Below are 22,723 nucleotides of genomic sequence, written 5' to 3' on the forward strand. Positions count from 1 at the left end.
CATGCCACTCGGCGACATCAGCACCCTGCTCGTGTGGGGTGCGGCGACGGCGTTCACCATCGCCCTGATCGCCTACTCCGTCGCGCTCGCCCGCGTCGCCGACGCCTCCTCCCAGGAGCACCGGGCGGCCCGCGCCGCGCGGATCGCCGCCGCGAAGCAGGCCCGTGCCGGTGCGCGGGAGGCCGTCGGCGCCGGCGGCCCCGCCGGGCTCGTGGTCCCGTCCGGCGACGTCCCGTCCGACGACGTCCCCGCCGACGACGTCCCGGCCCGGTCCGGGCAGCTCCGCGACGCCGAGCCCGAGCACGCCGTCGCGCTGCCGTCGAAGGCCACCGGAATCGCGCGCTCCACCACGTACCTCGGGATCGTGCTGCTGCTGGCCGGCATCGTGCTGCGCGGCGTGGCCGCGGGCCGCTGGCCCACCGCGAACATGTACGAGTTCACGCTGGTCGGCACGCTCGTCGCCTCGTCGGTGCTCGTCGTCGTGCAGCGCCGGCGCGTCATCCCGTTCCTCGGGGTCGTGGTCATGGGCATCGGCGTGCTCGCGCTCGTGCTCGGGCTGAACGCGTTCTACGTGCAGGCCGACGAGGTCCAGCCCGCCCTGCAGAACTACTGGCTCGTGATCCACGTCGGCGTGGCGATCATCGCCACCGGCATCTTCACCGTCGCCTTCGCCACCGCGGTGCTGCAGGTCCTGCAGGACGGCCGCGAGACCGGGCGCTCGCACCTGGACCGCCCGTGGCGCTCCGCCGACGGCGTGCGCCGGTCGCTGGCCCGGTGGCGCGTCACCGGCCCCGCCTGGTCGTGGCTGCGCACCGTGCCGTCCGCCCGGCAGCTCGAGGCGCTGTCGTTCCGGCTGAACGCCATCGGCTTCGTGCTGTGGACGCTCACGCTCATCGGCGGGGCGATCTGGGCCGAGCAGGCCTGGGGCCGGTACTGGGGCTGGGACCCCAAGGAGGTCGGCACCTTCATCGCCTGGGTCGTCTACGCGGCCTACCTGCACGCCCGCACGACGCGCGGCTGGGCCGGCCGCCGTGCCGCGTACTTCGTCTACGTCGGCTACGCCGCGGTGCTCGCGAACTTCACGGTCGTCAACCTGTTCGTCGACGGGAAGCACTCGTACTCGGGGCTGTGAGCCGCCGGACGCCCGCGCTCTAGGCGGGCACCCCCTGCGGGCGTAGCGTGGGTCCTCCCCGCGACGGTGCGGGGTGACGCGCGCCGCTGGGGGCGGGTGATGCGGGGCAGACGAGCACGCGACGCATCCGTGCTGCTGGCCGTCGCCCTGACGGTCGTCGGCTGCGGCGGTGCGCCCACCGCCGGTGACTCGCCCGGGCCCGTCCCCACGCAGGCCACCACGCAGGCCCCCGGGACGCCGGCCGACCCGGACGCCGAGGAGCCCGGCTCCCAGGGCGGCGGGGGCGGCGGCAGCGTCCGCCTGGTCAGCCTGCCCGGCGGGGACGGCGTCGCCACGGTCACCGACGGGCGCGGCTGCGTGCTGTGGACGCCGCAGGACCTGCCCGAGGGGGTCACCGTGCGCGTGACGACGGTCGAGGTCCGGCCCGCGGGCGTGGCGCGGCTCCCGGGCGGCTGCGGGGACGTGCCGGCGTGCGACGGCTCGACGGTCAGCGCCGCCGAGCCCGCCACCTGCTCCGTGGCCTTCGGCCCACCGCCGGGCACGACCGCCGTCGTCGTGGACCTGCGCGGCGAGCCGGTCTGCTCCGACGCGGCGGCCTGTGCCGGGCTGGCCGACCGGTGGGCGGCGAACGCGGGCACCGAGCTGACCCTGGACTGGCTGGACGGGCCCGGGGGCACGCCGGACGACCCCCCGGACGACCCCCCGGACGACCCCCCGGACGACGCCCCTCGACCGGCGGTCCGCCCGAGACGCCCGACGCGTCCGGCGGCGCGTAGGTGGCGGGCACCGGGCGGGCGCAGCCGTCCGGCGGTGCGACCGATCCGGCCCTGGGGGCGGGCTGGTCGCGGGTCTGGGGGCTGCTCAGCGGGGTGGTCGCACCCGTCACCGTCGTCACCTCGCTGCTGGTCTACTTCGGGTACGTCTCCGCCCGCGCGTTCTACGGCTACTTCGGCGTGGACGTCGACACGCTCGGGTTCGCGACGCGGGACCTGGTGGTGCGGGCGTCGCAGCCGCTCCTGGTCCCGCTGCTCGGGCTGCTGCTGATCGCGGCGCTCCTCGCGTGGGTCGACGTCGCGGCGCGCGCGTGGGCCGGTCGTGCGGGCCCCCGAGCCGTCCGCGGCGCGCTCCTGGCGGTCGGCGTCGCGGGCGGCGTGCTGCTGGCCGCCGGGGTCGTCCTGGTCGCGGCGTTCCCCGTGCTGGAGGACTGGGTGCCGTACCCCCTCGTCGCCCCGCTGGTGCTGGGGGCGGGCGCGGGTGTGCTCGAGCGGGCGCTCAGCTGGCGCCCCGGCAGGTCGCGCCGCCCCCGGGCCGAGCGGGTGCTGCTGCTCCTCGTGGTCCTGGTCTGCGCGTTCTGGGCGACCGCGACGGTGGCCGACTGGTCCGGGCGCGGGGCGGCGCAGGCGCGAGCCCGTGACCTGCGGGCGCTCCCCGCGGTGGTGGTCGACACCCGCGAGCCGCTGTTCCCCGGGGACGACACCGTCACGGAGCAGCCGCTGCCCGGGGCGCCCGACGGCTACGCGTTCCGCTACCGCGGGCTGCGGCTGCTCGCGGAGGGCGACGGCAACCTGTTCCTCGTGCCGGAGGTGTGGTCGGAGTCGGGCTCGACGTTCGTCATGCCCCTGGCCGAGGTCCGGGTGAAGTTCCGGTTCGTGGACGACCCGCCGTGAGCCGCCCGCGCGCGGTCAGCCGCGCGCGCCGCCGTCCGGCACGTCGCCGTTCGTGCCCTCGGCGTCGCCGCGCGTCTCCCGCTCGCGCCGGATCCGGTCCTGCTCCAGCCGCCACAGGAACTCGGGGTCGTCGTCCGGGGCCACGGGGCCCCTGCGCCGGGGGGCGGGCCCGCCGGGTGCCGGACCGCCGCGTGACGGCCCCGCGCCGCCGCCGGGACCGCGCTCGGCGCGCCGCGACCGGCTGACCAGGATCCACACCGCCGGCCCGAGCAGCGGCACGACGACCGCCAGCAGCATCCACGGCAGCTTCGGCAGCCCGAGGCGCTCGTCCTCCTCGCTCGTCGCGATGTCGGCGACGGCGTACACCGCCAGGCCGATCATGACGAGGAACAGCAGCGCGCGAGCCATGCGGTCCAGCGTAACCAGGCGGGGTGCGGGGTGCCGCCCGCGGCGGCTTACCCTGGGTGGGTGCCCGTGGTGACCTACTCCCTGCTCCGGCTCGCCCTCTTCGCGGTGTGCCTGGTCGGGCTCGTGCTGGCCGGGACCGGGTGGCTGCTGGGCGTCGTGCTCGCGGCCGTCCTGGCGGCGCTGCTGTCGTACCTGCTGCTCAAGGGTCCCCGCGACCGCGCGGCGCTGTGGCTCGCGGCCCGCGCCGAGCGCCGGGGCGACCGTCCCCGCCTGTCGCGCCGGGCGGCGCAGGACGCCGCCGAGGAGGACGCCGCCGTCGACGCCGCGACCCCCGGTGAGCGGCGGCGGGGCCCCGCCGCGACGGACCGGGGCCCGGTCTAGGAGGCCAGCCGCTCGGGCGCGTCCTGCCCGGCCGGCCGGGCGTCCGCCCCGGGCCGGCTGATCTCGGCCCACACCACGTCGAGGGACAGGCCGAGCACCTCGGTGATCGCCGCGATGGTCGGGAAGGCGGGGGTCGCGACGCGGCCCGACTCGATCTTCCGCAGCGTCTCGGGGGAGACGTGGGCCTCGAGGGCGGTCGCGAGCATCGAGCGCTCGCCCCGGGCCCGGCGCAGGAGGGCGCCGAGGCGCTGCCCGCGCTCGACCTCGGCGGGGGTGAGGGGCAGCCGGACCATGGAGCCGATCCTAGACCGGGATAGTATGGCCGGGATAGTTATTGGCCGCACAGAGGACGCCGTCGCATGATCGAGATCCTGAACCCCGCCGAGCTGGTCCGGGCACGCGCCACGGGTGCGCTGGTCGCCGACATCCTGCAGACGCTGCGGAGCCGCAGCACCGTGGGCACCAACCTGCTCGACATCGACCGGTGGGCGCGGGAGATGATCGTCGAGGCCGGCGCGACGTCCTGCTACGTCGACTACGCGCCGTCCTTCGGGCGCGGCCCGTTCGGCCACTACATCTGCACGTCGGTCGACGACGCGGTGCTCCACGGGCTGCCGCACGACTACCGGCTCGCGGACGGCGACCTGCTGACGCTCGACCTCGCGGTGTCGCTCGGCGGCGTGGTCGCCGACTCGGCGATCAGCTTCGTCGTGGGCGGGTCGCGCGCGCCGGAGAGCCTTGCGCTGATCGACGCCACCGAGCGTGCCCTCGCCGCCGGGATCGCCGCCGCCGGCCCCGGCGTCCACCTCGGCGACGTCTCGCACGCGATCGGCACGGTGCTCGGCGCCGCGGGGTACCCCGTCAACACGGAGTTCGGCGGGCACGGCGTCGGCTCGACGATGCACCAGGACCCGCACGTGTCGAACACCGGCCGGCCCGGCCGGGGCTACCGCCTGCGACCGGGGCTGCTGCTGGCGCTGGAGCCGTGGGTCATGGCGGACACCGACGAGCTCGTCACGGACGCCGACGGGTGGACGCTGCGCAGCGCGACCGGCAGCCGCACCGCGCACAGCGAGCACACGATCGCCATCACCGAGGACGGCGCGGAGATCCTCACCCTGCCGACACGCCGGGTCTAGACCGCCGGGTCTGGACCGGCGGGTCTAGACCGCCAGGCCGAGGCCCAGGAGCACCCCGAACGCGAGCTCGAACATGCCCGTGCCCGCGAGCACCGGTACCAGGGCGATCCCGCGGGCCCCGACCAGCACCGTGAACGCGAGGATCCCGGCGGGCAGCAGGAGCAGCGTGACCACCAGCGCCCACGGGTTCGCGAACGCGCACGCCATGCCGAGCAGCACCGGCAGCACGACCATGACCGCGTAGGCGAGGCGGGCGCGGCGCTCGCCGATGCGCACCGCGAGCGTCCGCTTGCCCACCAGGGAGTCGGTCGGGACGTCGCGCAGGTTGTTCACCATGAGCAGGGCGCACGCGATGAGCCCGACCGCGACGGCGCCGACCCACGCGGGCCACGTCAGCCGGCCGGCCTGGGTGTAGGTGGTCCCGAGCACGGCGACCAGCCCGAAGAACACGAACACCCCGACCTCGCCGAGGCCGAGGTAGCCGTAGGGCCGCTTGCCGCCGGTGTAGAACCACGCCGCGAGCACGCACAGGGCCCCCACCGCGAGCAGCCACCACTGGCCGGTCGTGGCGACGAGCGCGAGCCCGATCAGCCCCGCGACCCCGAACGCCGCGAACGCCGCGCGCTTCACGGACCCCGGCCGGGCGAGCGCGCTCGCGGTGAGGCGCAGCGGCCCGACGCGCTGCGTGTCGGTGCCGCGCACGCCGTCGGAGTAGTCGTTGGCGTAGTTGACGCCGACCTGCAGGGCGAGCGCGACGCCGAGCGCCAGCAGCGCGCGGCCGATGTGCGCCGCGTCGACCTGCGCGGCGGCGCCGGTCCCGACCAGCACGGGCGCGGCGGCGGCGGGCAGGGTGCGCGGGCGCGCTCCGGCGATCCACTCGGCGGGGGTGGCCATGGTGCTTCCTCCTCGTACGGCGGTCACGCAGCGGGGCCGCGCAGCGACGGTACCCGGCGATCCGGGTGCCTCACGCACCCGGCGGCGCGTCGGCCACCGCGGGCCGGCCGAGCGCCCGGGCGGCGAGGTCCGTGGCGGCGCGCCGGTCGGGCTTCCCGGGCCCGCGCAGGGGGAGCGCGGCGAGGGTGACCAGGTGCCGCGGCGCCGCCGGCCCGCCGAGCGCCTCGGCCGCGGCGTGCCGCAGGTCATCGAGCTCCGGGCCGGGTGCCCCCGCGGGCGGCACCACCACGGCGACGAGCGCCTGCCCCCACTCGGGGTCGGGGACGCCGACCACCAGCACCTCGCCGACGCCCGGGCGCTGCGCGAGGACCCGCTCCACGGCGGCCGGTGGCACCTTCACCCCGCCGGTGACCAGCACGTCGTCCGCGCGGCCCAGCACCTCGAGCCGGCGCTCTCCCGCGTCGTCCGACCAGCGCCCGAGGTCGCTCGTGCGGAGCCGGCGGGTGCCGTCGACGACCTCGAACAGCTCGGCGTCCAGGTCCGGCCGCCCGCGGTACCCCGCGGCGAGCACCGGCCCGGCGACGAGGATCCGCCCGTCCGCGTCGAGGTCGACCGTGACCCCGTCGAGCGGCACCCCGTCGTAGACGCAGCCGCCGCAGGTCTCGGACATCCCGTACGTGGTGACGACGCGCGCACCCGCCGCCCGCGCCGCGTCGACCAGCCCGGGCGGGGCGGCCGCGCCCCCGAGCAGCACCGCGTCGAAGGCGGCCAGCGCCGAGCGGCCCTCGTCGGACGCGAGCAGCCGGTGCACCTGCGTCGGCACGAGGGACGTGTACCGGGGGCCGTCGCCGTCGGGCATCCGGCCCACCGCGGCGGCGAACGCGTCCACCCGGAACGGCGGGCCGAGCACGGCCGGGGTGGTCCCGGCCACGAGGGACCGGACGAGGACCTGCAGGCCGGCGACGTGGGACGGCGGCAGCGGCAGCAGCCAGCGGCCCGGTCCGGCCAGCCGGCGGTGGGTCGCCTCGGCGGACGCGCGCAGGGCGCCGGCGGTCAGCATGACCTCGCGCGGGGCGCCGGTCGAACCCGAGGTCCGGACCAGCAGCGCGACGTCGTCGGGGACGGGTGCCGCGGCGGCGGCGTCCTCGCCGACCTCGCCGACCTCGCCCGCCCCGCCCTCCCCGCCGGCCGACGGCGCCTCGGGGGCCTCGACCCGCCGGACCCCCGGCCCCGTGCCCTCCCGCCCCGCGGCGAGCGCCTCCGCGAGCGCCGGCACCCCGGCGGCGGACGCGGCGACGACGCGGACGGGACGGCTCACCCGGCCAGGGTAGGTCCGCCCGTAGAGTGTCGCGGACGTGCGGGCCACCGGCCCGCAGGAGCAGGGAGCACGAGGGGCGGGAGGGCATGGGCATGATCGGAACCACCAGGGGGCGGGCGCGGCGCGCCGCCGGGCTCGCTGTCGCGGCGGGGCTGCTGCTCGCCGGCTGCTCGCAGGGCGGCGGACCGGCGCCCGACGCCACCACGGTCGCCCCGACGCTCGACCCCCAGAAGGTCGCGGCGCCCGAGCCCGTCGTGCCGCCCACCTGGCCCCTGACCGGCGTCGCGGGCGAGATCGCGAACCGGCCGGCGCTCGCGGTCAAGATCGAGAACACCGCGACGGCCCGCCCGCAGTCCGGCCTGGAGAAGGCCGACGTGGTGTGGGAGACCATCGTCGAGTTCGAGGTGTCCCGGTTCGTCGCGGTCTTCCACTCGCAGGTCCCCGCGGAGATCGGCCCGGTCAGGTCCGTGCGCCCGATGGACCCCGACATCGTGTCCCCGCTGAACGGGCTGCTGACCTTCTCCGGCGGGCAGCCGGGCATCCTCGACCTCGTCGCGCAGAGCCCGGTCCAGGTGATCAGCCACGACGCCGGCGCCGACGGCCTCTACCGGATCCGGACGCGGTCCGCGCCGCACAACGTGTACGCCGACCCCGCGGTGCTGTGGGGGCAGGCCGACGCGAACCACCAGGCGAGCCCCGCCGAGCAGTTCGCGTTCGCCCGCTCGCCCGAGCGCGCGACCGCGGTCGTCGCCGGCACCCCGGCCACCACCCTGGCGTTCGACCTGTCGTCGCAGTCGGAGCCGACGTGGACGTGGGACGGCTCGCTCTGGAAGCGGGCGGAGGGCAGCACCCCCGCGGTGTCCGCCGCCGGGTCGCAGCTGTCCGCGGTCAACGTCGTCTCGATCACCGCGGCGCACCCCAACACGGCGTTCGGGGCGCAGAACGGCGCGCCCGTCCCCACCTACACGCTGGTCGGCTCCGGCGAGGGCGTCCTGGCGACCGGCGGGAAGACCGTCCCGGTGACCTGGAAGAAGGACTCGCGGGACGCGCCGATGCAGCTGTTCACGGCCGACGGGGCGCCGGCGACGCTCGCCCCCGGGAACACCTGGGTCGAGCTGGTGCCGCAGGGCACCGGGTCGCTGACGATCTCCTGACCGGGCCGGTCGCGGCGGGTCCCGGCGCGACGGCTCAGTAGGCGTACGGGAACCGGCTCCAGTCCGGGTCCCGGCGCTCGAGGAACGCGTCGCGGCCCTCGACGGCCTCGTCGGTCATGTACGCGAGCCGCGTCGCCTCGCCGGCGAACACCTGCTGACCGGCGAGCCCGTCGTCGGCGAGGTTGAACGCGAACTTCAGCATCCGGATCGCCTGCGGCGACTTGGTCGCGATGACGCGCGCGTACTCCAGCGCGACCTCCTCCAGGCGCTCGTGGTCGACGGCCTCGTTGATCGCGCCCCACGCCATCGCCTGCTCGGCGGAGTACTCGCGGGCCAGGAAGAAGATCTCGCGGGCCCGCTTCTGGCCGACCTGCCGCGCCAGCAGCGCCGAGCCGTAGCCGCCGTCGAACGACCCGACGTTGGCGTCGGTCTGCATGAACCGGGCGTGCTCCCGGGACGCGATGGTCAGGTCGGCCACCACGTGCAGGGAGTGCCCGCCGCCCGCGGCCCAGCCGTTGACGACCGCGACGACGACCTTCGGCATGGTCCGGATGAGCCGCTGCACCTCGAGGATGTGCAGGCGCCCGGCGCGGGCGGGGTCGATGCGGTCGGCCGTCTCGGCCCCGGTGGAGTCGGTGTACCGGTAGCCGTCGCGCCCGCGGATCCGCTGGTCGCCCCCGGAGCAGAACGCGTGGCCGCCGTCCTTGGGGCTCGGGCCGTTGCCGGTGAGCAGGACGGTGCCGACGTCGGACGTCATGCGGGCGTGGTCGAGCACCCGGTACAGCTCGTCGACGGTGTGCGGGCGGAAGGCGTTGCGCACCTCCGGCCGGTCGAACGCCACCCGGACGACGGGCAGGTCGCGCGTGCCGTCCCCGGACCGGTCGACGCCGCGGTGGTACGTGAGGTCGGTGAGGTCCTCGAACCCGGTGACCGTGCGCCACCGGGTGGGGTCGAAGGTGTCGGAGACGCGCGGCGGCAGGGAGTCGGTCACGGGGGCCAGCGTAGGGCTGGCGCGGTCCGGCGCTCTTTTGGTACGGTCGTACCAGAAGTGGGTGCGGGACGGCGGACGAGGCCACCCGGCGCACCCGCCACGGAAGGTGTGCTCCTCATGGCATGGATCGTCCTCATCCTCTCCGGGCTGCTCGAGGCCGGCTGGGCGCTGAGCATGAAGGCCTCGGACGGCTTCACCCGGCTCTGGCCCACGGTCTCGTTCGCGGTGTTCGCGATCCTGTCGTTCGCCGGGCTGAGCTGGGCGCTGCGCTCGCTGCCGGTCGGCGTCGCGTACGGCGTCTGGGTCGGCGTGGGTGCCGCGGCGACCGCGGTCCTCGCCATCCTGTGGCTCGGCGAGTCCGTGTCGGTGCTGAAGATCGTCTCGCTCGTGCTGATCGTCGCCGGCGTCGTCGGGCTGAACCTGTCCGGCGCCGGGCACTGATGGCCGCGACCCGGACGGCCAAGGGCGACCGGCGTCGCGACCAGCTCGCCCGCGCCGCCGCCGACCTGGTGCGGGAGGACGGGCCGTCCGCGCTGAGCCACCGCGCCGTCGCCGCCCGCGCCGGGGTGTCGCTGTCCGCGACGACCTACTACTACTCGGGGCTCGACGCGCTCGCCGCGGCGGCCGGCGCCGCCCTGGTGGACGACTGGGTCGCCCACGCGGAGGGCGTGCTCGCGCGCGTCGTCGCCGCGACGGACCCGCAGGGCGCGGCCGAGGTCGTCGTCGACGCGGTCCTGCCGCCCGGCGACGACGCGGTGCTCCGGGCGCACTACGAGCAGCTGGTGACCGCCGGGCGCGTGCCCGCGCTGGCCGCCGCGCTCGGGGAGGGGCGCGCGCGCCTGGACGACGTGCTCGGGCGCCTGCTCGCGGCGCTGCGCGCGGGTCCCGCCGCCAGGCCCGGCCCCGCGGTCGTGCTGGCCCTGGTCGACGGGGCCGTCGTCGCCGCGCTGAGCGAGGGCCGGGACGTGCGCGGGGGCGCCCGCGACCTGCTGCACGGGGTGCTCGGCGGCGACGAGCCTCTACGCTGAGCCGCGTGCACGTCTACGCGATCCCCCTGCGGACGCGCTTCCGCCGGATCACCGTGCGCGAGGGCGTCCTCGTCCGGGGGGACGCCGGCTGGGGCGAGTTCAGCCCGTTCTGGGACTACGACGCCGCCGAGTCGTCCTCGTGGTGGCGCGCGACGCGGGAGGCCGCCGACGACGGCTGGCCGGAGCCCGTGCGCGACCGCGTCCCGGTGAACGTCACCGTCCCCGCCGTCGGGCCCGACGCCGCCCGGCGCATCGTCCTGGCGTCCGGCGGCTGCACGACGGCCAAGGTCAAGGTCGCCGAGCCCGGCCAGGGCGCCGCCGAGGAGGCCGACCGGCTCGCCGCCGTCCGCGACGCCCTCGGCCCGGGCGGAGCCATCCGGATCGACGCCAACGCCGCGTGGGACGTCGACACCGCCGTGGACCGGCTGCGGGTGCTGGACCGGGCCGCGCGCGGGCTCGAGTACGCCGAGCAGCCCGTCGCCTCCGTGCGCGACCTCGCCCGCCTGCGCCGCTCGACCCCCGTGCCGATCGCCGCCGACGAGTCGATCCGCCGCGCCGAGGACCCGCTCGCCGTCGTCCGGGCCGAGGCCGCCGACATCGTCGTGCTCAAGGTCCAGCCGCTGGGCGGGGTGCGCGCGTGCCTCGCGCTCGCCGAGCAGGTGGGTCTCCCGGTCGTCGTGTCGTCCGCGCTGGAGTCCTCGGTCGGGCTCGCGGCCGGGGTGGCGCTCGCGGCCGCCCTGCCGGACCTCCCGTACGCCTGCGGCCTGGCCACCGCGCAGCTGTTCACCGACGACGTCGTCGACGCCCCGCTCCTGCCCGTCGACGGCGCCCTGGACGTGGCCGCGGCGCGGGGGCTGGCACCGAGCCCGGAGCGGCTGGCCGCCACCGCCGCCGACGAGGCCACGGTCGCGCGCTGGGCCGAGCGGCTGCGCGCCGTCCAGGCGGTGACCCGGTGACCGCCACCGGCCCCGGCGCTGCGGCGGCGCGGCCGGGAGCACCCGCGCCGCGCGCCGCCCGGGTGCTGGTGCAGGAGCTCGCCGCGCACGGGGTGCGGGACGTCGTCCTCGCCCCGGGCTCGCGCAGCGCGCCGCTGGCGTACGCGCTCGCGGAGGCCGCGCTGCCGGACGACGAGCGCGCCGCCGGTGCGCCCGGCCTGCGGCTGCACGTGCGGGTCGACGAGCGGTCGGCCGCGTTCCTCGCGCTCGGGCTGGCCCGCGCCGCCGCGCTGGAGGGCAGGCCCCGCCCCGTCGCGGTCGTCACGACGTCCGGCACCGCGGTCGCCAACCTGCACCCCGCCGTGCTGGAGGCCCACCACGCGGGCGTCCCGCTCCTGCTGCTGACCGCCGACCGGCCGCACGAGCTGCGCGGCACCGGCGCGAACCAGACCACCGTGCAGGCCGGCATCTTCGGCCCGGCGGTGCGCCTGGACGCCGACGTCCCCGCGCCGGCCGGCAGGCCGGGGGAGGACCGCGACCTGCGGCACCTCGTCTCCCGCGCGGTCGCCGCGGCGCTGGGCACCCGCACCGGCGACCCCGGCCCCGTCCACCTCGACCTCGCCTACCGGGAGCCGCTGACGCCCGGGTCCGAGCCCTGGCCGGCCGCCGCCGACACGGGCCGCGTGACGGTCGTCGCGCGCACGGCCGGCGACGTGGCGGACGCGCCGGCGCTGGCCGACCTGCCCGGGCCCGGGGTCGTCGTCGCGGGGGACGGTGCCGGGCCGGACGCCCGCCGGCTGGCCGAGGCCGCGGGCTGGCCCCTGCTCGCCGAGCCGTCCTCCGGTGCCCGCGGTGGCCCGAACGCGCTGGCCGCCTACCGGATGCTGCTCGGCGACCCCGCCCTCGGCGGCCGGGTGCGGTCCGTCGTGCTGCTCGGCCGGCCGACGCTGTCCCGGCCGGTGACGGCCCTGCTCGCGCGGGACGACGTGCACCTGACCGTCGTGGCCCCGGCGGGCTCCGGCTGGCCCGACGCCGGGCGCGCGGCGGACCGGGTGCTCCCGGCGCTGCCCGCCGCCTGGCTGGCAAGGCCGGCCGGCGACCCGGCGTGGCTCGCGGCGTGGCAGCGGGCCGACGCCGCCGCGGGCGCCGCGGTCGACCTGCTGCTCGACGACGACCCCGCCGCGCCGCCGACCCGGAGCACGCCGCCGCTGACCGGCCCGCGCGCCGTCCGTGCGGTGGCGCAGGCCTGCGCGACCGAGGACGTGCTGGTCGTCGGGTCGTCCAACCCCGTGCGCGACCTGGACCTCGTGGCGCGGTGGACCGAGCCGCCGGCCGTGCTCGCGAACCGCGGGCTCGCGGGGATCGACGGCCTCGTCTCGACGGCGTCCGGCGTGGCGCTCGGCCTGCCGCGGCGGCGGGTGCGCGCCCTCATCGGGGACCTGACGTTCCTGCACGACGTCGGCGGTCTGCTCCGCCTGTCCACCGAGCCGGAGGTCGACCTGCAGGTCGTGGTGCTGAACGACGCGGGCGGGTCGATCTTCGCGACCCTGGAGCACGGCGCCCCCGAGCGCGCCCGCACGTTCGAGCGGGTGTTCGGCACCCCGCACGCCGTGGACGTCGCCGCGCTGTGCGCGGGGTACGGGGTGCGGCACGTGCGCGTGTCCGACGAGCCGTCCCTGGCCGCGGCGCTCGCGGCCCCCGGGCGGGGGCTGTCCGTGGTCGAGGTGCGCGTCGACCGCGCGGACCGGCGCGCGCTGGGCGAGCGCATCGGCGCGGCGGTGCGCGAGGCCGTGCGCGCGGCGGTCGCCGGTGACGCGCGGGGGCCCGCCGGGGACTGACCGGGTTCGGCGGGCGGGGTCCGCCGAGGCGTGCGACCGTCGTGGGGCGGGCCGTCAGGACGACGCGGATTCGCAGCAGACTCCCAGGGTTCGTCGAGCGTCGTTCCAGTGCTGTGGGGTCTGATGATCTCCGAGAAGGAGGTAGACCCCATGAGCAGCAGCACCCCCCAGGGACCGCAGGACGCCACGGGCACGCCCGCGACGCAGCCGACCGACCAGGTCCGCTCCGCCGACGCCGGGCAGTCCGCGCCCGCCGCCCAGCCGGCCGCGCAGCCCACCGCCCCGACCGAGCACGTCGCCGCCGCGCCGCAGGAGGCGCACCAGCAGGAGGCGCCGACGCAGCGCATCGCGCCGACGCCGACGCAGCAGCTCCCGCACACGGCGCAGGCGCCGGCCGGGCAGCCGCAGGCGCCGGCCGCCCCGACGTACCCCGCTCCGTACCAGCAGGGCCCCGCGCAGCAGCCGCACGGTGCCCCGCCGCAGCCGCGCTTCGGGCAGCACGCCCCCCAGCAGCAGCCGCAGGCCCACCACGCCGGCGACCCGCTCGCGGCGTTCCGCACCCCCGCCGGCCCGACCGGCGGCCCGGAGCACCCCCAGGCGTTCGGCGCCCCGGCCGGCCCGGGTGGCGCCACCACCACGCGCACCCGCTCGGAGCGCAACCGCGTCTGGCTCCCCGCCGCGGGTGTCGGCGTGGCCGCGGCCCTGCTCGCGAGCCTCGGCACCGCGGCGTTCACCGGCGCGTTCGACGACGACTCCGCCGCGTCGCGCTCGACGAACATCAGCTCCATCGGGCAGGCGCAGAACGACGCCGCCCCGGTGTCGGGCTCCAGCGTCGACAACCCCGACTGGCAGGCCGTCGCGTCCGCCGTCCAGGCCTCCGTCGTGGCCATCCAGGTCACCACCAGCCAGGGCGGAGCCGAGGGCTCCGGCGTGATCGTCGACGACGAGGGCCACATCGTCACGAACAACCACGTGGTGGCCGGCGCGCAGGACGACCAGGTCCAGGTCACGCTGACGGACGGCCGGATCTTCACGGCCGACGTCGTCGGCACCGACCCGACGACGGACCTCGCGGTCATCAAGCTCCAGGACGCGCCGGACGACCTGTCGCCCGCGACCCTCGGCGACTCCGCCGACGTCACCGTGGGTGACCCGGTGATGGCGGTCGGCAACCCGCTCGGGCTGGCGAACACCGTCACGACGGGCATCGTCTCGGCCCTCGACCGGCCGGTGTCCACGACCGAGACCGGCAGCGACGAGACCGTGGTCACCAACGCGATCCAGATCGACGCGGCGGTCAACCCGGGCAACTCCGGCGGCCCGCTGTTCGACGCGCAGGGCCGCGTCATCGGCATCACGTCGTCCATCGCGACGACGTCGAGCCAGTCCGGGTCCATCGGCCTCGGCTTCGCGATCCCGGTGAGCCTCGCGGACATGATCGCCGGTCAGCTCATCGAGGACGGCACCGCGGAGCACGCGTTCCTCGGCGTCGGGCTCGCCGACGGCACGGCGACCGCCGACGGGGTGACCCGCTCGGGCGCGCAGGTGCAGTCGGTGACGTCCGGCTCGCCGGCGGCGGACGCCGGTGTCCAGGAGGGCGACGTCATCGTGGCCATCGACGGCAGGGCGGTCGCGGGCGCGGAGTCGCTGACCGGCTACGTCCGGGCGTACCCGTCCGGCGCGGAGGTCACCCTGACGCTGGTGCGCGGCGGCGAGTCGCAGGAGGTCGACGTCACGCTCGCGGTCCGCGAGGAGACGGCCGCCGACTCCGGCTCCGGCCAGGGGCAGGCGCCCACCAACCCGGAGGACATGACCCCCGAGCAGCTGTGGGAGTGGTTCCAGCAGCAGCAGCAGCAGCAGCAGGGCCAGGGCGGCCAGGGCTGACCGGCCCGGCATGCTGACCACCTGCTGACCAGACGCCCGGGCGGGTGCCCCCCTGCCCCGCCCGGGCCCCGGGTGGCGAGCCCGCACCTCGCCGCCCGCCCGACGGCCCCCGGCCGCGCGCCCACCCCCGGCGCGCCCGGGGGCCGTCGCCGCGTGCAGGGCCGTCGCCGCGTGCGGGGCCGTCGCCGCGTGCGGGAGCGCCCCGGTCCCGGCGGAGGAGCGGTCAGTCCGCGGCGAGCGCGTCGTGCATGGGCACCAGCTTGGCGCGCGACTCCGCGAGCTCCGCGGCGGGGTCGGACGCCGCGACGATGCCGCAGCCGGCGAACAGCCGGAGCCGGTGCGGGTCGTCCGGGTCGATCTCGGCGGACCGCAGGCCGATGCCCCACTCGCCGTCGCCGTCCGCGCCCACCCAGCCGACCGGCCCGGCGTACCGCGCCCGGTCCATGCCCTCGACGCGCCGGATCAGCGCCCGCGCGGCGTCCGTGGGCGTCCCGCACACCGCGGCGGTCGGGTGCAGCGCCGCGGCCAGCGCGAGCGACGTCGGGTGCGAGGTCGCGGGCTCGCCGGCGCCGGCGAGCACGGCGGTCACGTCGGACGCGAGGTGCAGCACGTTCGGCAGGTGCAGCACGAACGGGGCGTCGGGCACGTTGGTCGACGAGCAGAACGGCGCGAGCGCCTGCACGACGGACGCGACCGCGTACTCGTGCTCCTCGAGGTCCTTGGACGAGTGCGCGAGGATCGCCGCGCGGGCCACGTCGGCGTCGTCGTCGCCGGTGCGCCGGATCGTCCCCGCCAGCACCCGCGAGGTCACGAGGCCCTTCTCGGACCGGACCAGCAGCTCCGGCGTCGCGCCGACCAGCCCGTCGACGGAGAACGTCCAGCAGGTCGGGTACCGCTCCGCCAGGCGCCCGAGGGCGTGCCGGACGTCCAGCGGCTCGGCGGTGCGGGCGACCTCGTCGCGGGCCAGGACGACCTTCTCGACCTCGCCGGCGCGGATCGCGGCCACGCCGCGGGCGACCACCGCGGGCCAGTCCTCGGCGGGCACCGCCCCGGACGAGTAGGTGACCTCGCCCGGCGCGCGCACGGGGGTCAGCCCCGCGACGTGCCGGGTGAGCAGCCGCTGGTCGGGCGCGGCGCCGAGCGTCCCGGCCGTCTCCACCACGGTCAGCCACGCGTGCCCGTCCCGCCGGCCGACGACCACCCGCGGCACGACCAGGACGCCGCCCGCGGGGGAGTCGTCGTCGAACGCGAAGGACCCGAACGCGACCGGGCCGGTGCCGGGCAGCCGCACCTCGTCGCGGACCACGGCGTGCGCGACCATCCGCTGCCACGCGCGCTCGGCGTCCGCGAACCGGCCCGCGCCCGCGACGGTGACGCGGGTGGCCTCGCCCCAGCCCACCAGCCCGTCGCCGCGGCGCACCCACGTGAGCGGGGCGTCCTCGGGCAGCAGGGACAGCAGGTCGTCCGGGGCGTCGAGCGGGACGGTGCGCACCACGAGCGGCTCGGGGTGCGACGAGGGGTGCGAGGACGCCGCGGTGCGCGAGGACGGCGCGGGGTCGCGGTCGCCGAGGGGGCTGGTCATCGCCGACCAGGGTACGACCGCCGCACCGCTGCCGCGGCCCCGGGGACGCACGGTGCCGCGCGGACCTGACACGATGGGGCCATGCCCCGCGCCTCCCTGGACAAGGACCCGCACGACGTCGCCGTGATGTTCGACGGCGTGGCCCGCCGGTACGACCTGACGAACGACGTGCTGTCGCTCGGGCAGGACCGGATGTGGCGCCGCGCCACGCTGAAGGCCCTGGACGCGCTGCCGGGCGAGACGGTGCTGGACCTGGCGGCGGGCACGGGCACGTCGAGCGAGCCGCTCGCGGACGCCGGCGTGAAGGTCGTGCCGTGCGACCTGTCGACGGGGATGCTGACGGTCGGCAAGCGCCGCCGGCCGGACCTGCCGTTCACCGCGGGGGACGCGACGTCGCTGCCGTTCGCCGACGCCTCGTTCGACGCGGTGACGATCTCGTTCGGGCTGCGCAACGTGGTGGACACCGTGGGCGCGCTCGAGGAGATGCGCCGCGTGACGAAGCCCGGCGGCCGGCTGGTGGTGTGCGAGTTCTCGTCGCCGACGTGGGCGCCGTTCCGCGCGGTGTACTCGGGCTACCTGATGAAGGCGCTGCCGGCGGTGGCGCGGGTCGTGGCGAAGGAGTCCGCCGCGTACACGTACCTCGCGGAGTCGATCCAGGACTGGCCGGACCAGCTGGGTCTCGGGCGGCTGCTGAAGCAGGCGGGCTGGGGCTCGGTCGCGTACCGCAACCTGTCCGGCGGCATCGTGGCCCTGCACCGCGCGACAAATCCTGGGACGAATTGACCAAAGTCCTAGGACCAAAGTCCCGGCGTCAGATTCATGGGACGAAAGTCCTGCAAAAGCCCTGGTCAGGAGCAGCGAGGCTTGCTGAGGCAAGCCTTCCAAGACAGGACCTTGGTCTATCACTAGACTCGGGACTCATCAGGTGTGAAGGCATTCACAAATGGGGCGGACTGTGCAGAGTGGTAGGACCGATGACGCGGACGTCATCGTCGTCGGCGCCGGACCCGGTGGGTCCAGCGCGGCGTACCACTGCGCCGCCGCGGGCCTCTCGGTGCTGCTGCTCGACAAGGCGTCCTTCCCCCGCGACAAGATCTGCGGCGACGGCCTGACGCCGCGCGCGGTGGCCGAGCTCGCCCGCATGGGCGTCCCCCTGCGCGAGCAGGACGGCTGGATCCGCAACGTCGGCCTGCGCGTCCTGGGCGGCGGCCACGTCGTCGAGCTGCCCTGGCCGGAGCTGTCCTCGTACCCGTCGTACGGCCTGGCCCGCTCGCGGATGTCGCTCGACCACCTCCTGCTGGAGCACGCGCGCGCCGCCGGCGCCAAGGTCCAGGAGCGCACCAACGTCACCGGCCCCCTGCTCGACGAGCGCACCGGCCGCGTGGTCGGCGTGCAGGCGCGACCGGTCGACGCCGACGGGAAGCGCGCCGGCGACCCCGTCACGTACCGCGCCCCCGTGGTCATCGCCGCCGACGGCGTCTCGGCCCGCCTCGCCACCGGCCTCGGGCTGGAGAAGCGGCTCGACCGCCCGATGGGCGTCGCCGTCCGCACCTACTTCCGCACGCCCCGCCACGACGACCCGTGGATGGAGAGCCACCTCGAGCTCTGGGACGGCAAGCCGGGCGAGTCCGACCTCATGCCGGGCTACGGCTGGATCTTCTCCCTGGGCGACGGCACCGCGAACGTGGGCCTCGGCTCCGTGTCGTCGACCGCCGCCGCGACGAAGGTCGACTACAAGGACCTGTTCGCGAAGTGGATGGCGAACGCGCCGCAGGAGTGGGAGTTCACCCCCGAGAACCAGGTCGGCCCGGTGCGCGGCGCCGCGCTGCCGATGGGGTTCAACCGCGGCCCGCTGTACGGCCGGGGGCTCATGCTCGTGGGCGACGCGGCCGGCATGGTCAGCCCGTTCAACGGCGAGGGCATCGCGTACGCGCTCCAGGCCGGCCGGGTCGCGGCGGACGCGATCGTCCAGGCCACGGCCCGCGGCACCGCCGCCGGGCGGGAGCGCGCGCTGGCGACGTACGGCGCGCGGATGAGGGACGACCTCGGCGGGTACTACACGCTCGGCCGGGTGTTCGTGAAGCTCATCGAGCACCCGCAGGTCATGCGGGCGTGCACGCGGTACGGCCTGCCTCGCCCGCTGGTCATGCGCTTCACGCACAAGCTCCTCGCCGACTGCTACGAGCCGCACGGCGGCGACGTGGTCGACAAGGTGATCGCCGGCCTCGCCCGACTGGCGCCGGCGTCGTGACCGCCCCGCCCTGACGCCCCGGGGCCGCCCGGCCTCGCCCGCCGCGCGCCGACCGCAGCACCCGCCCCGCACGGAAGCACTCCACCCCCCACCGGGAGAGCACCGATGACCAACCCGTACGTCCCCCTTCTCGTCATGATGGGGATCGCTGCCGTCCTCGCGGTCGGCGGGCTCGCCGCCAGCGCGGTCCTGGGCCCGAAGCGGTACAACCGCGCGAAGCTCGAGGCCTACGAGTGCGGCATCCAGCCGACCCCGCACGCGGTCGGCGGCGGCCGGTTCCCGGTGAAGTACTACCTGGTCGCGATGACCTTCATCATCTTCGACATCGAGGTCGTGTTCCTCTACCCGTGGGCCGTCAGCTTCGGGGAGCTGGCCGTGTTCGGCCTGGTGGCGATGGTGGGGTTCCTGGCGCTGATCACGGTGCCGTTCCTGTACGAGTGGCGCCGCGGCGGCCTGGAGTGGGACGAGGACTGACATGGGTATCGAAGAAGCACCCTCGGGTTTCCTGCTGACGTCGGTCGAGACGCTCGCGGGCCTGGTCCGCAAGGCCTCGCTGTGGCCGGTGACGTTCGGCCTGGCCTGCTGCGCGATCGAGATGATGGCGACGGGCGGCAGCCGGTTCGACATCTCCCGGTTCGGCATGGAGGTGTTCCGTGCCTCGCCGCGCCAGTCCGACCTGATGATCGTGGCGGGCCGGGTCAGCCAGAAGATGGCGCCCGTCGTCCGGCAGGTCTACGACCAGATGGCCGAGCCCAAGTGGGTCCTGTCGATGGGCGTCTGCGCCAGCAGCGGCGGCATGTTCAACAACTACGCGATCGTCCAGGGCGTCGACCACATCGTGCCGGTCGACATCTACCTGCCCGGCTGCCCGCCGCGGCCGGAGATGCTCATCAACGCCATCCTCGAGCTGCACAACCAGATCAAGGCCGAGCCGCTCGGCGGCAACCGCGCCGACATCGCGCGCAAGGTCGAGGCGGCGGCGCTGCAGGCCACGCCGACCTCCCAGATGACGGGGCTGCTGCGATGATCCCACCCCACGAAACCGTTCGCTGCGCTCACGCTTCCGAGGGGACCCCGAGATGAGCGACGAGAAGAAGGACGCCGCCGCGGCGGCCAAGGCGGGCGACGACCGCGCCGCCGACGCCGGGTCGCAGCGCACCAGCGAGACCGCCCTGGAGGCCGGGTCGCAGCACGTCCCCGCGGACCGCTCGATCCCGCTGGAGGTCGTGGGCGTCCGCGAGGGCATGTTCGGGGTGCACGGCACCGGCGACACCTCCGGCTTCGGCGGCCTGGTGCAGACCGTCGCGCTGCCGGGCCCGAGCGAGCGGCCCTACGGCGGCTGGTTCGACGAGGTCGTCGACATCCTGGTCGAGCTGCTCGACGGCTCCGGCACCGGGTACGCGAGCGCCGTGGAGTCCGTCGTGGTGGACCGCGGGGAGCTGACGCTGAACATCGCCCGGGAGCACCTGGTGGAGGTCTCGCAGCACCTGCGCGACGACCAGGACCTGCGGTTCGAGCTGTCGCTGGGCGTCTCCGGCGTGCACTACCCGCAGGACACCGGCCGCGAGCTGCACGCCGTCTACCACCTGACGTCGGTCACCCACGGCCGGCGCCTCCGCCTCGAGGTCGCCGCGCCCGAGGGCGACCCCACCATCCCCAGCACCGTCGGGGTCTACCCGGCGAACGACTGGCACGAGCGCGAGACCTGGGACTTCTTCGGCATCGTCTTCACCGGCCGCACCGACCTGGCGCGGATCGAGATGCCGGACGACTGGCCCGGGCACCCGCAGCGCAAGGACTACCCGCTCGGCGGCATCCCGGTGGAGTACAAGGGCGCCACCATCCCGCCGGCCGACCAGCGGAGGCAGTACTCATGAACTCACCCCACGACATCGCTCGCTGCGCTCCCGATCCCGCGGGGGCCCCGCGATGAGTGCTCAGACGCACGCGAACCCGGACATCCACGCGACCGGCCACGTCGTCGACGACGAGACCATCGGCCTGCGCACCTTCGAGGCGACGGGCGGCGACTGGTCCGACATCGCCGAGGAGGCCGCCCGCCTCGGCGAGCAGCGCATCGTCGTCAACATGGGCCCGCAGCACCCGTCGACGCACGGCGTGCTCCGGCTGATGCTCGAGATCGACGGCGAGACGGTGACCGAGGCCCGCGCGGGCATCGGCTACCTGCACACCGGCATCGAGAAGAACATGGAGTACCGCACCTGGACCCAGGGCGTGACGTTCTGCACCCGCATGGACTACGTCGCCCCGCTGTTCCAGGAGGCCGCGTACTGCCTCGCGGTCGAGAAGCTGCTCGGCATCACCGACGACATCCCGGAGCGCGCCACCCAGATCCGGGTGCTGATGATGGAGCTCAACCGGATCTCCTCGCACCTGGTGTGCCTGGCGACCGGCGGCAACGAGCTCGGCGCGACGACGATCATGACCATCGGGTTCACGGCCCGCGAGGAGATCCTGCGGATCTTCGAGCTGGTCACGGGCCTGCGGATGAACCACGCGTTCATCCGGCCGGGCGGTGTCGCGCAGGACATCCCCCCGGGCGCGCTGGACTCGGTGCGCGAGGCCCTGACGGGCGTGCGGCGGTACCTCAAGCAGCTCGAGGACCTCATGCTCGGCCAGCCGATCCTCAAGGGCCGGCTGCAGAACGTCGGGGTGCTCAACCTCGCGGGCTGCATGGCGCTGGGCATCACCGGCCCGATGCTGCGGTCGACCGGCCTGCCGTACGACGTCCGCAAGGCCGCGCCGTACTGCGGCTACGAGACGTACGACTTCGACGTCCCCGTCCTGGAGGGCGCGGACTGCTGGGACCGGATGGTCCTGCGCATCGAGGAGTGCTACCAGTCCATGCGGATCGTCGAGCAGGTCGTCGACCGGCTGCAGGCGTCCGGCCAGCGCGGTTCCGCGCCGGTCATGGTCGCGGACAAGAAGATCGCCTGGCCCGCGCAGCTCGCGATCGGGTCGGACGGCATGGGCAACTCGCTCGACCACATCCGCGAGATCATGGGCACCTCGATGGAGGCCCTGATCCACCACTTCAAGCTCGTGACCGAGGGCTTCCGGGTGCCGGCCGGCCAGGTCTGGCAGACCGTCGAGCACCCCCGCGGCGAGCTCGGCGTGCACCTCGTCTCCGACGGGGGCACCAAGCCGTACCGGGCGCACTTCCGCGACCCGTCGTTCAACAACCTGCAGGCCGTCTCGGTGCTGTGCGAGGGCGGGCAGGTCGCGGACGTCGTCTGCTCCGTCGCCTCGATCGACCCGGTGCTCGGAGGGGTGGACCGCTGATGACCACGATCGAGCACCCGCGGATCCCCGGCGGCGGCCGGTCCCGCGCCGCGTACGACGAGGGCACGCACGCGCGGCTCGCCGCCGACGCCGCGCAGGTCGTCGCGCGCTACCCCGACCCCCGCTCGGCGCTGCTGCCGCTGCTGCACCTCGTGCAGAGCGAGGACGGGTACGTCAGCCCCGCGGGCATCGCGTTCTGCGCGCAGACGCTGGACCTGTCGACCGCGCAGGTCTCGGCGGTCGCGACGTTCTACACGCAGTACAAGCGCCGCCCGAACGGCCAGTACACGGTGGGCGTCTGCACCAACACGCTGTGCGCGATCATGGGCGGCGACGCGATCTGGGAGGACCTGTCCGACCGGCTCGGCATCGGCCACGACGAGACGACGCCCGACGGGAGGATCACGCTCGAGCGCATCGAGTGCAACGCCGCGTGCGACTACGCGCCGGTGATGATGATCAACTGGGAGTTCTTCGACAACCAGACCCCCGAGAGCGCGGCCGACGTCGTCGGCCGGCTCATCGCGGGGGAGCCGGTGGCCCCCACCCGCGGCCCGGCGCAGGTGCAGACGTTCCGGCAGGTGTCGCGCGTCCTCGCCGGGTTCCCGGACGGCCTCGCCGACGAGGGCGTCGCCGCCGGGGAGCCGACGCTGCGCGGCCTGGCCCTCGCCCGGCAGAACGGCTGGACGGCGCCGCCGTTCGAGGGGACGCCCGACCGGGGCGCCGACGCCTCGGGCGAGCCCGCCGCCCCCGCCGCCGGGACGACCCCGGCGCCTCCGCCCCCCAGCCGGGCGCCCCGCAGTCCAGCGTCGACCGCC

The 22,723-nt window shown here is 76.0% G+C and carries 22 protein-coding genes and 1 pseudogene; 17 read left to right on the forward strand and 6 right to left on the reverse strand.

The features are described from left to right. The first annotated feature begins 1 nt into the window (after position 1). On the forward strand, positions 2-1,132 hold the full coding sequence (gene ccsB, locus QNH85_RS09595; RefSeq protein WP_282946070.1) for a c-type cytochrome biogenesis protein CcsB: 1,131 nt from the start codon (positions 2-4) through the stop codon (positions 1,130-1,132). A gap of 776 nt (positions 1,133-1,908) precedes the next feature. Next, positions 1,909-2,799 (forward strand): hypothetical protein, encoded by an 891-nt coding sequence (locus tag QNH85_RS09600; RefSeq protein WP_282946072.1) that lies wholly within the window; start codon positions 1,909-1,911, stop codon positions 2,797-2,799. Between the two features lie 15 nt (positions 2,800-2,814). On the opposite strand, the gene QNH85_RS09605 is transcribed toward QNH85_RS09600, so the two are convergent. Further along, entirely contained in the window at positions 2,815-3,207 is a 393-nt protein-coding gene (locus QNH85_RS09605) for a PLD nuclease N-terminal domain-containing protein (RefSeq protein WP_282946073.1), read from the reverse strand. A gap of 60 nt (positions 3,208-3,267) precedes the next feature. On the opposite strand from QNH85_RS09605, the gene QNH85_RS09610 reads away from it, so the two are divergent. Continuing rightward, positions 3,268-3,588: a DUF4229 domain-containing protein gene (locus tag QNH85_RS09610; RefSeq protein ID WP_282946075.1), complete on the forward strand. Its 321-nt coding sequence runs from the start codon at positions 3,268-3,270 to the stop codon at positions 3,586-3,588. On the opposite strand, the gene QNH85_RS09615 is transcribed toward QNH85_RS09610, so the two are convergent. Next, positions 3,585-3,881, reverse strand: a complete 297-nt coding sequence (locus QNH85_RS09615; protein WP_282946077.1) for a helix-turn-helix domain-containing protein — start codon at positions 3,879-3,881, stop codon at positions 3,585-3,587. The genes QNH85_RS09610 and QNH85_RS09615 overlap by 4 nt on opposite strands. Positions 3,882-3,947: 66 nt before the next feature. Here QNH85_RS09615 and map point away from each other — a divergent pair, with 66 nt between their 5' ends. Next, complete coding sequence (gene map, locus QNH85_RS09620) at positions 3,948-4,727, forward strand: type I methionyl aminopeptidase (protein WP_282946079.1); 780 nt, start codon at positions 3,948-3,950, stop codon at positions 4,725-4,727. A 24-nt stretch (positions 4,728-4,751) separates the two neighbouring features. Here the strand turns inward: map and QNH85_RS09625 are convergent, their stop codons facing one another. Together QNH85_RS09625 and menE are read right to left on the reverse strand one after the other, a co-directional pair. Beyond that, the gene (locus QNH85_RS09625; protein WP_282946080.1) at positions 4,752-5,621 is read right to left on the reverse strand and encodes a 1,4-dihydroxy-2-naphthoate polyprenyltransferase; all 870 of its coding nucleotides are present in this window, start codon (positions 5,619-5,621) and stop codon (positions 4,752-4,754) included. A 70-nt stretch (positions 5,622-5,691) separates the two neighbouring features. After that, entirely contained in the window at positions 5,692-6,939 is a 1,248-nt protein-coding gene (gene menE, locus QNH85_RS09630; RefSeq protein ID WP_282946081.1) for an o-succinylbenzoate--CoA ligase, read from the reverse strand. Between the two features lie 92 nt (positions 6,940-7,031). Here menE and QNH85_RS09635 point away from each other — a divergent pair, with 92 nt between their 5' ends. Beyond that, positions 7,032-8,093 carry a DUF3048 domain-containing protein gene (locus tag QNH85_RS09635; protein ID WP_282946082.1) on the forward strand — a complete coding sequence of 354 codons (1,062 nt, stop codon included), beginning with the start codon at positions 7,032-7,034 and terminating at the stop codon, positions 8,091-8,093. A 34-nt stretch (positions 8,094-8,127) separates the two neighbouring features. Here the strand turns inward: QNH85_RS09635 and QNH85_RS09640 are convergent, their stop codons facing one another. Further along, positions 8,128-9,084, reverse strand: a complete 957-nt coding sequence (locus QNH85_RS09640; protein ID WP_282946083.1) for a 1,4-dihydroxy-2-naphthoyl-CoA synthase — start codon at positions 9,082-9,084, stop codon at positions 8,128-8,130. Positions 9,085-9,201: 117 nt separating this feature from the next. Between QNH85_RS09640 and QNH85_RS09645 the strand changes: the two genes are divergently transcribed. The 5 genes from QNH85_RS09645 to QNH85_RS09665 all read left to right on the forward strand — a co-directional run bounded on the left by QNH85_RS09645 (position 9,202) and on the right by QNH85_RS09665 (position 14,769). Beyond that, positions 9,202-9,525 carry a DMT family transporter gene (locus tag QNH85_RS09645; protein ID WP_213283185.1) on the forward strand — a complete coding sequence of 108 codons (324 nt, stop codon included), beginning with the start codon at positions 9,202-9,204 and terminating at the stop codon, positions 9,523-9,525. After that, positions 9,525-10,112, forward strand: coding sequence for a TetR/AcrR family transcriptional regulator (locus QNH85_RS09650; protein WP_282946084.1), 588 nt, complete (start codon positions 9,525-9,527; stop codon positions 10,110-10,112). Before QNH85_RS09645 ends, QNH85_RS09650 begins: the two co-directional genes overlap by 1 nt. Positions 10,113-10,117: 5 nt before the next feature. Continuing rightward, positions 10,118-11,068, forward strand: coding sequence for an o-succinylbenzoate synthase (locus QNH85_RS09655; protein WP_282946086.1), 951 nt, complete (start codon positions 10,118-10,120; stop codon positions 11,066-11,068). Then, complete coding sequence (gene menD / locus QNH85_RS09660) at positions 11,065-12,885, forward strand: 2-succinyl-5-enolpyruvyl-6-hydroxy-3-cyclohexene-1-carboxylic-acid synthase (protein ID WP_282946088.1); 1,821 nt, start codon at positions 11,065-11,067, stop codon at positions 12,883-12,885. The genes QNH85_RS09655 and menD overlap by 4 nt, the downstream gene beginning before the upstream one ends. Before the next feature lie 150 nt (positions 12,886-13,035). Then, positions 13,036-14,769: a S1C family serine protease gene (locus QNH85_RS09665; protein ID WP_282946090.1), complete on the forward strand. Its 1,734-nt coding sequence runs from the start codon at positions 13,036-13,038 to the stop codon at positions 14,767-14,769. A 223-nt stretch (positions 14,770-14,992) separates the two neighbouring features. Here QNH85_RS09665 and QNH85_RS09670 read toward each other — a convergent pair whose 3' ends face one another. Continuing rightward, positions 14,993-16,351 carry an isochorismate synthase gene (locus QNH85_RS09670; protein WP_282946092.1) on the reverse strand — a complete coding sequence of 453 codons (1,359 nt, stop codon included), beginning with the start codon at positions 16,349-16,351 and terminating at the stop codon, positions 14,993-14,995. An 81-nt stretch (positions 16,352-16,432) separates the two neighbouring features. Between QNH85_RS09670 and QNH85_RS09675 the strand changes: the two genes are divergently transcribed. The 7 genes and pseudogenes from QNH85_RS09675 to nuoE form a co-directional block, all read left to right on the forward strand. Continuing rightward, on the forward strand, positions 16,433-17,134 hold the full coding sequence (locus tag QNH85_RS09675; RefSeq protein ID WP_213283190.1) for a demethylmenaquinone methyltransferase: 702 nt from the start codon (positions 16,433-16,435) through the stop codon (positions 17,132-17,134). A 160-nt stretch (positions 17,135-17,294) separates the two neighbouring features. After that, positions 17,295-18,602 (forward strand): geranylgeranyl reductase family protein, encoded by a 1,308-nt coding sequence (locus tag QNH85_RS09680; RefSeq protein WP_282946094.1) that lies wholly within the window; start codon positions 17,295-17,297, stop codon positions 18,600-18,602. A gap of 105 nt (positions 18,603-18,707) precedes the next feature. Then, a complete protein-coding gene (locus QNH85_RS09685; RefSeq protein ID WP_213283192.1) occupies positions 18,708-19,076 on the forward strand; it encodes an NADH-quinone oxidoreductase subunit A in 369 nt (122 codons plus the stop codon). A 1-nt stretch (position 19,077) separates the two neighbouring features. Beyond that, positions 19,078-19,629, forward strand: a complete 552-nt coding sequence (locus QNH85_RS09690) for a NuoB/complex I 20 kDa subunit family protein (RefSeq protein ID WP_213283193.1) — start codon at positions 19,078-19,080, stop codon at positions 19,627-19,629. A gap of 52 nt (positions 19,630-19,681) precedes the next feature. Next, entirely contained in the window at positions 19,682-20,479 is a 798-nt protein-coding gene (locus QNH85_RS09695) for an NADH-quinone oxidoreductase subunit C (RefSeq protein WP_282946099.1), read from the forward strand. A 52-nt stretch (positions 20,480-20,531) separates the two neighbouring features. Then, positions 20,532-21,905, forward strand: a complete 1,374-nt coding sequence (locus QNH85_RS09700; RefSeq protein WP_213283195.1) for an NADH-quinone oxidoreductase subunit D — start codon at positions 20,532-20,534, stop codon at positions 21,903-21,905. Beyond that, positions 21,905-22,630, forward strand: a pseudogene (gene nuoE, locus QNH85_RS09705) (NADH-quinone oxidoreductase subunit NuoE); the annotation flags it as partial. The gene QNH85_RS09700 and the pseudogene nuoE, both read left to right, overlap by 1 nt. Positions 22,631-22,723: the final 93 nt, after the last annotated feature.

Source organism: Cellulomonas endometrii (assembly GCF_949769265.1).
GTDB lineage: Bacteria > Actinomycetota > Actinomycetes > Actinomycetales > Cellulomonadaceae > Cellulomonas > Cellulomonas endometrii.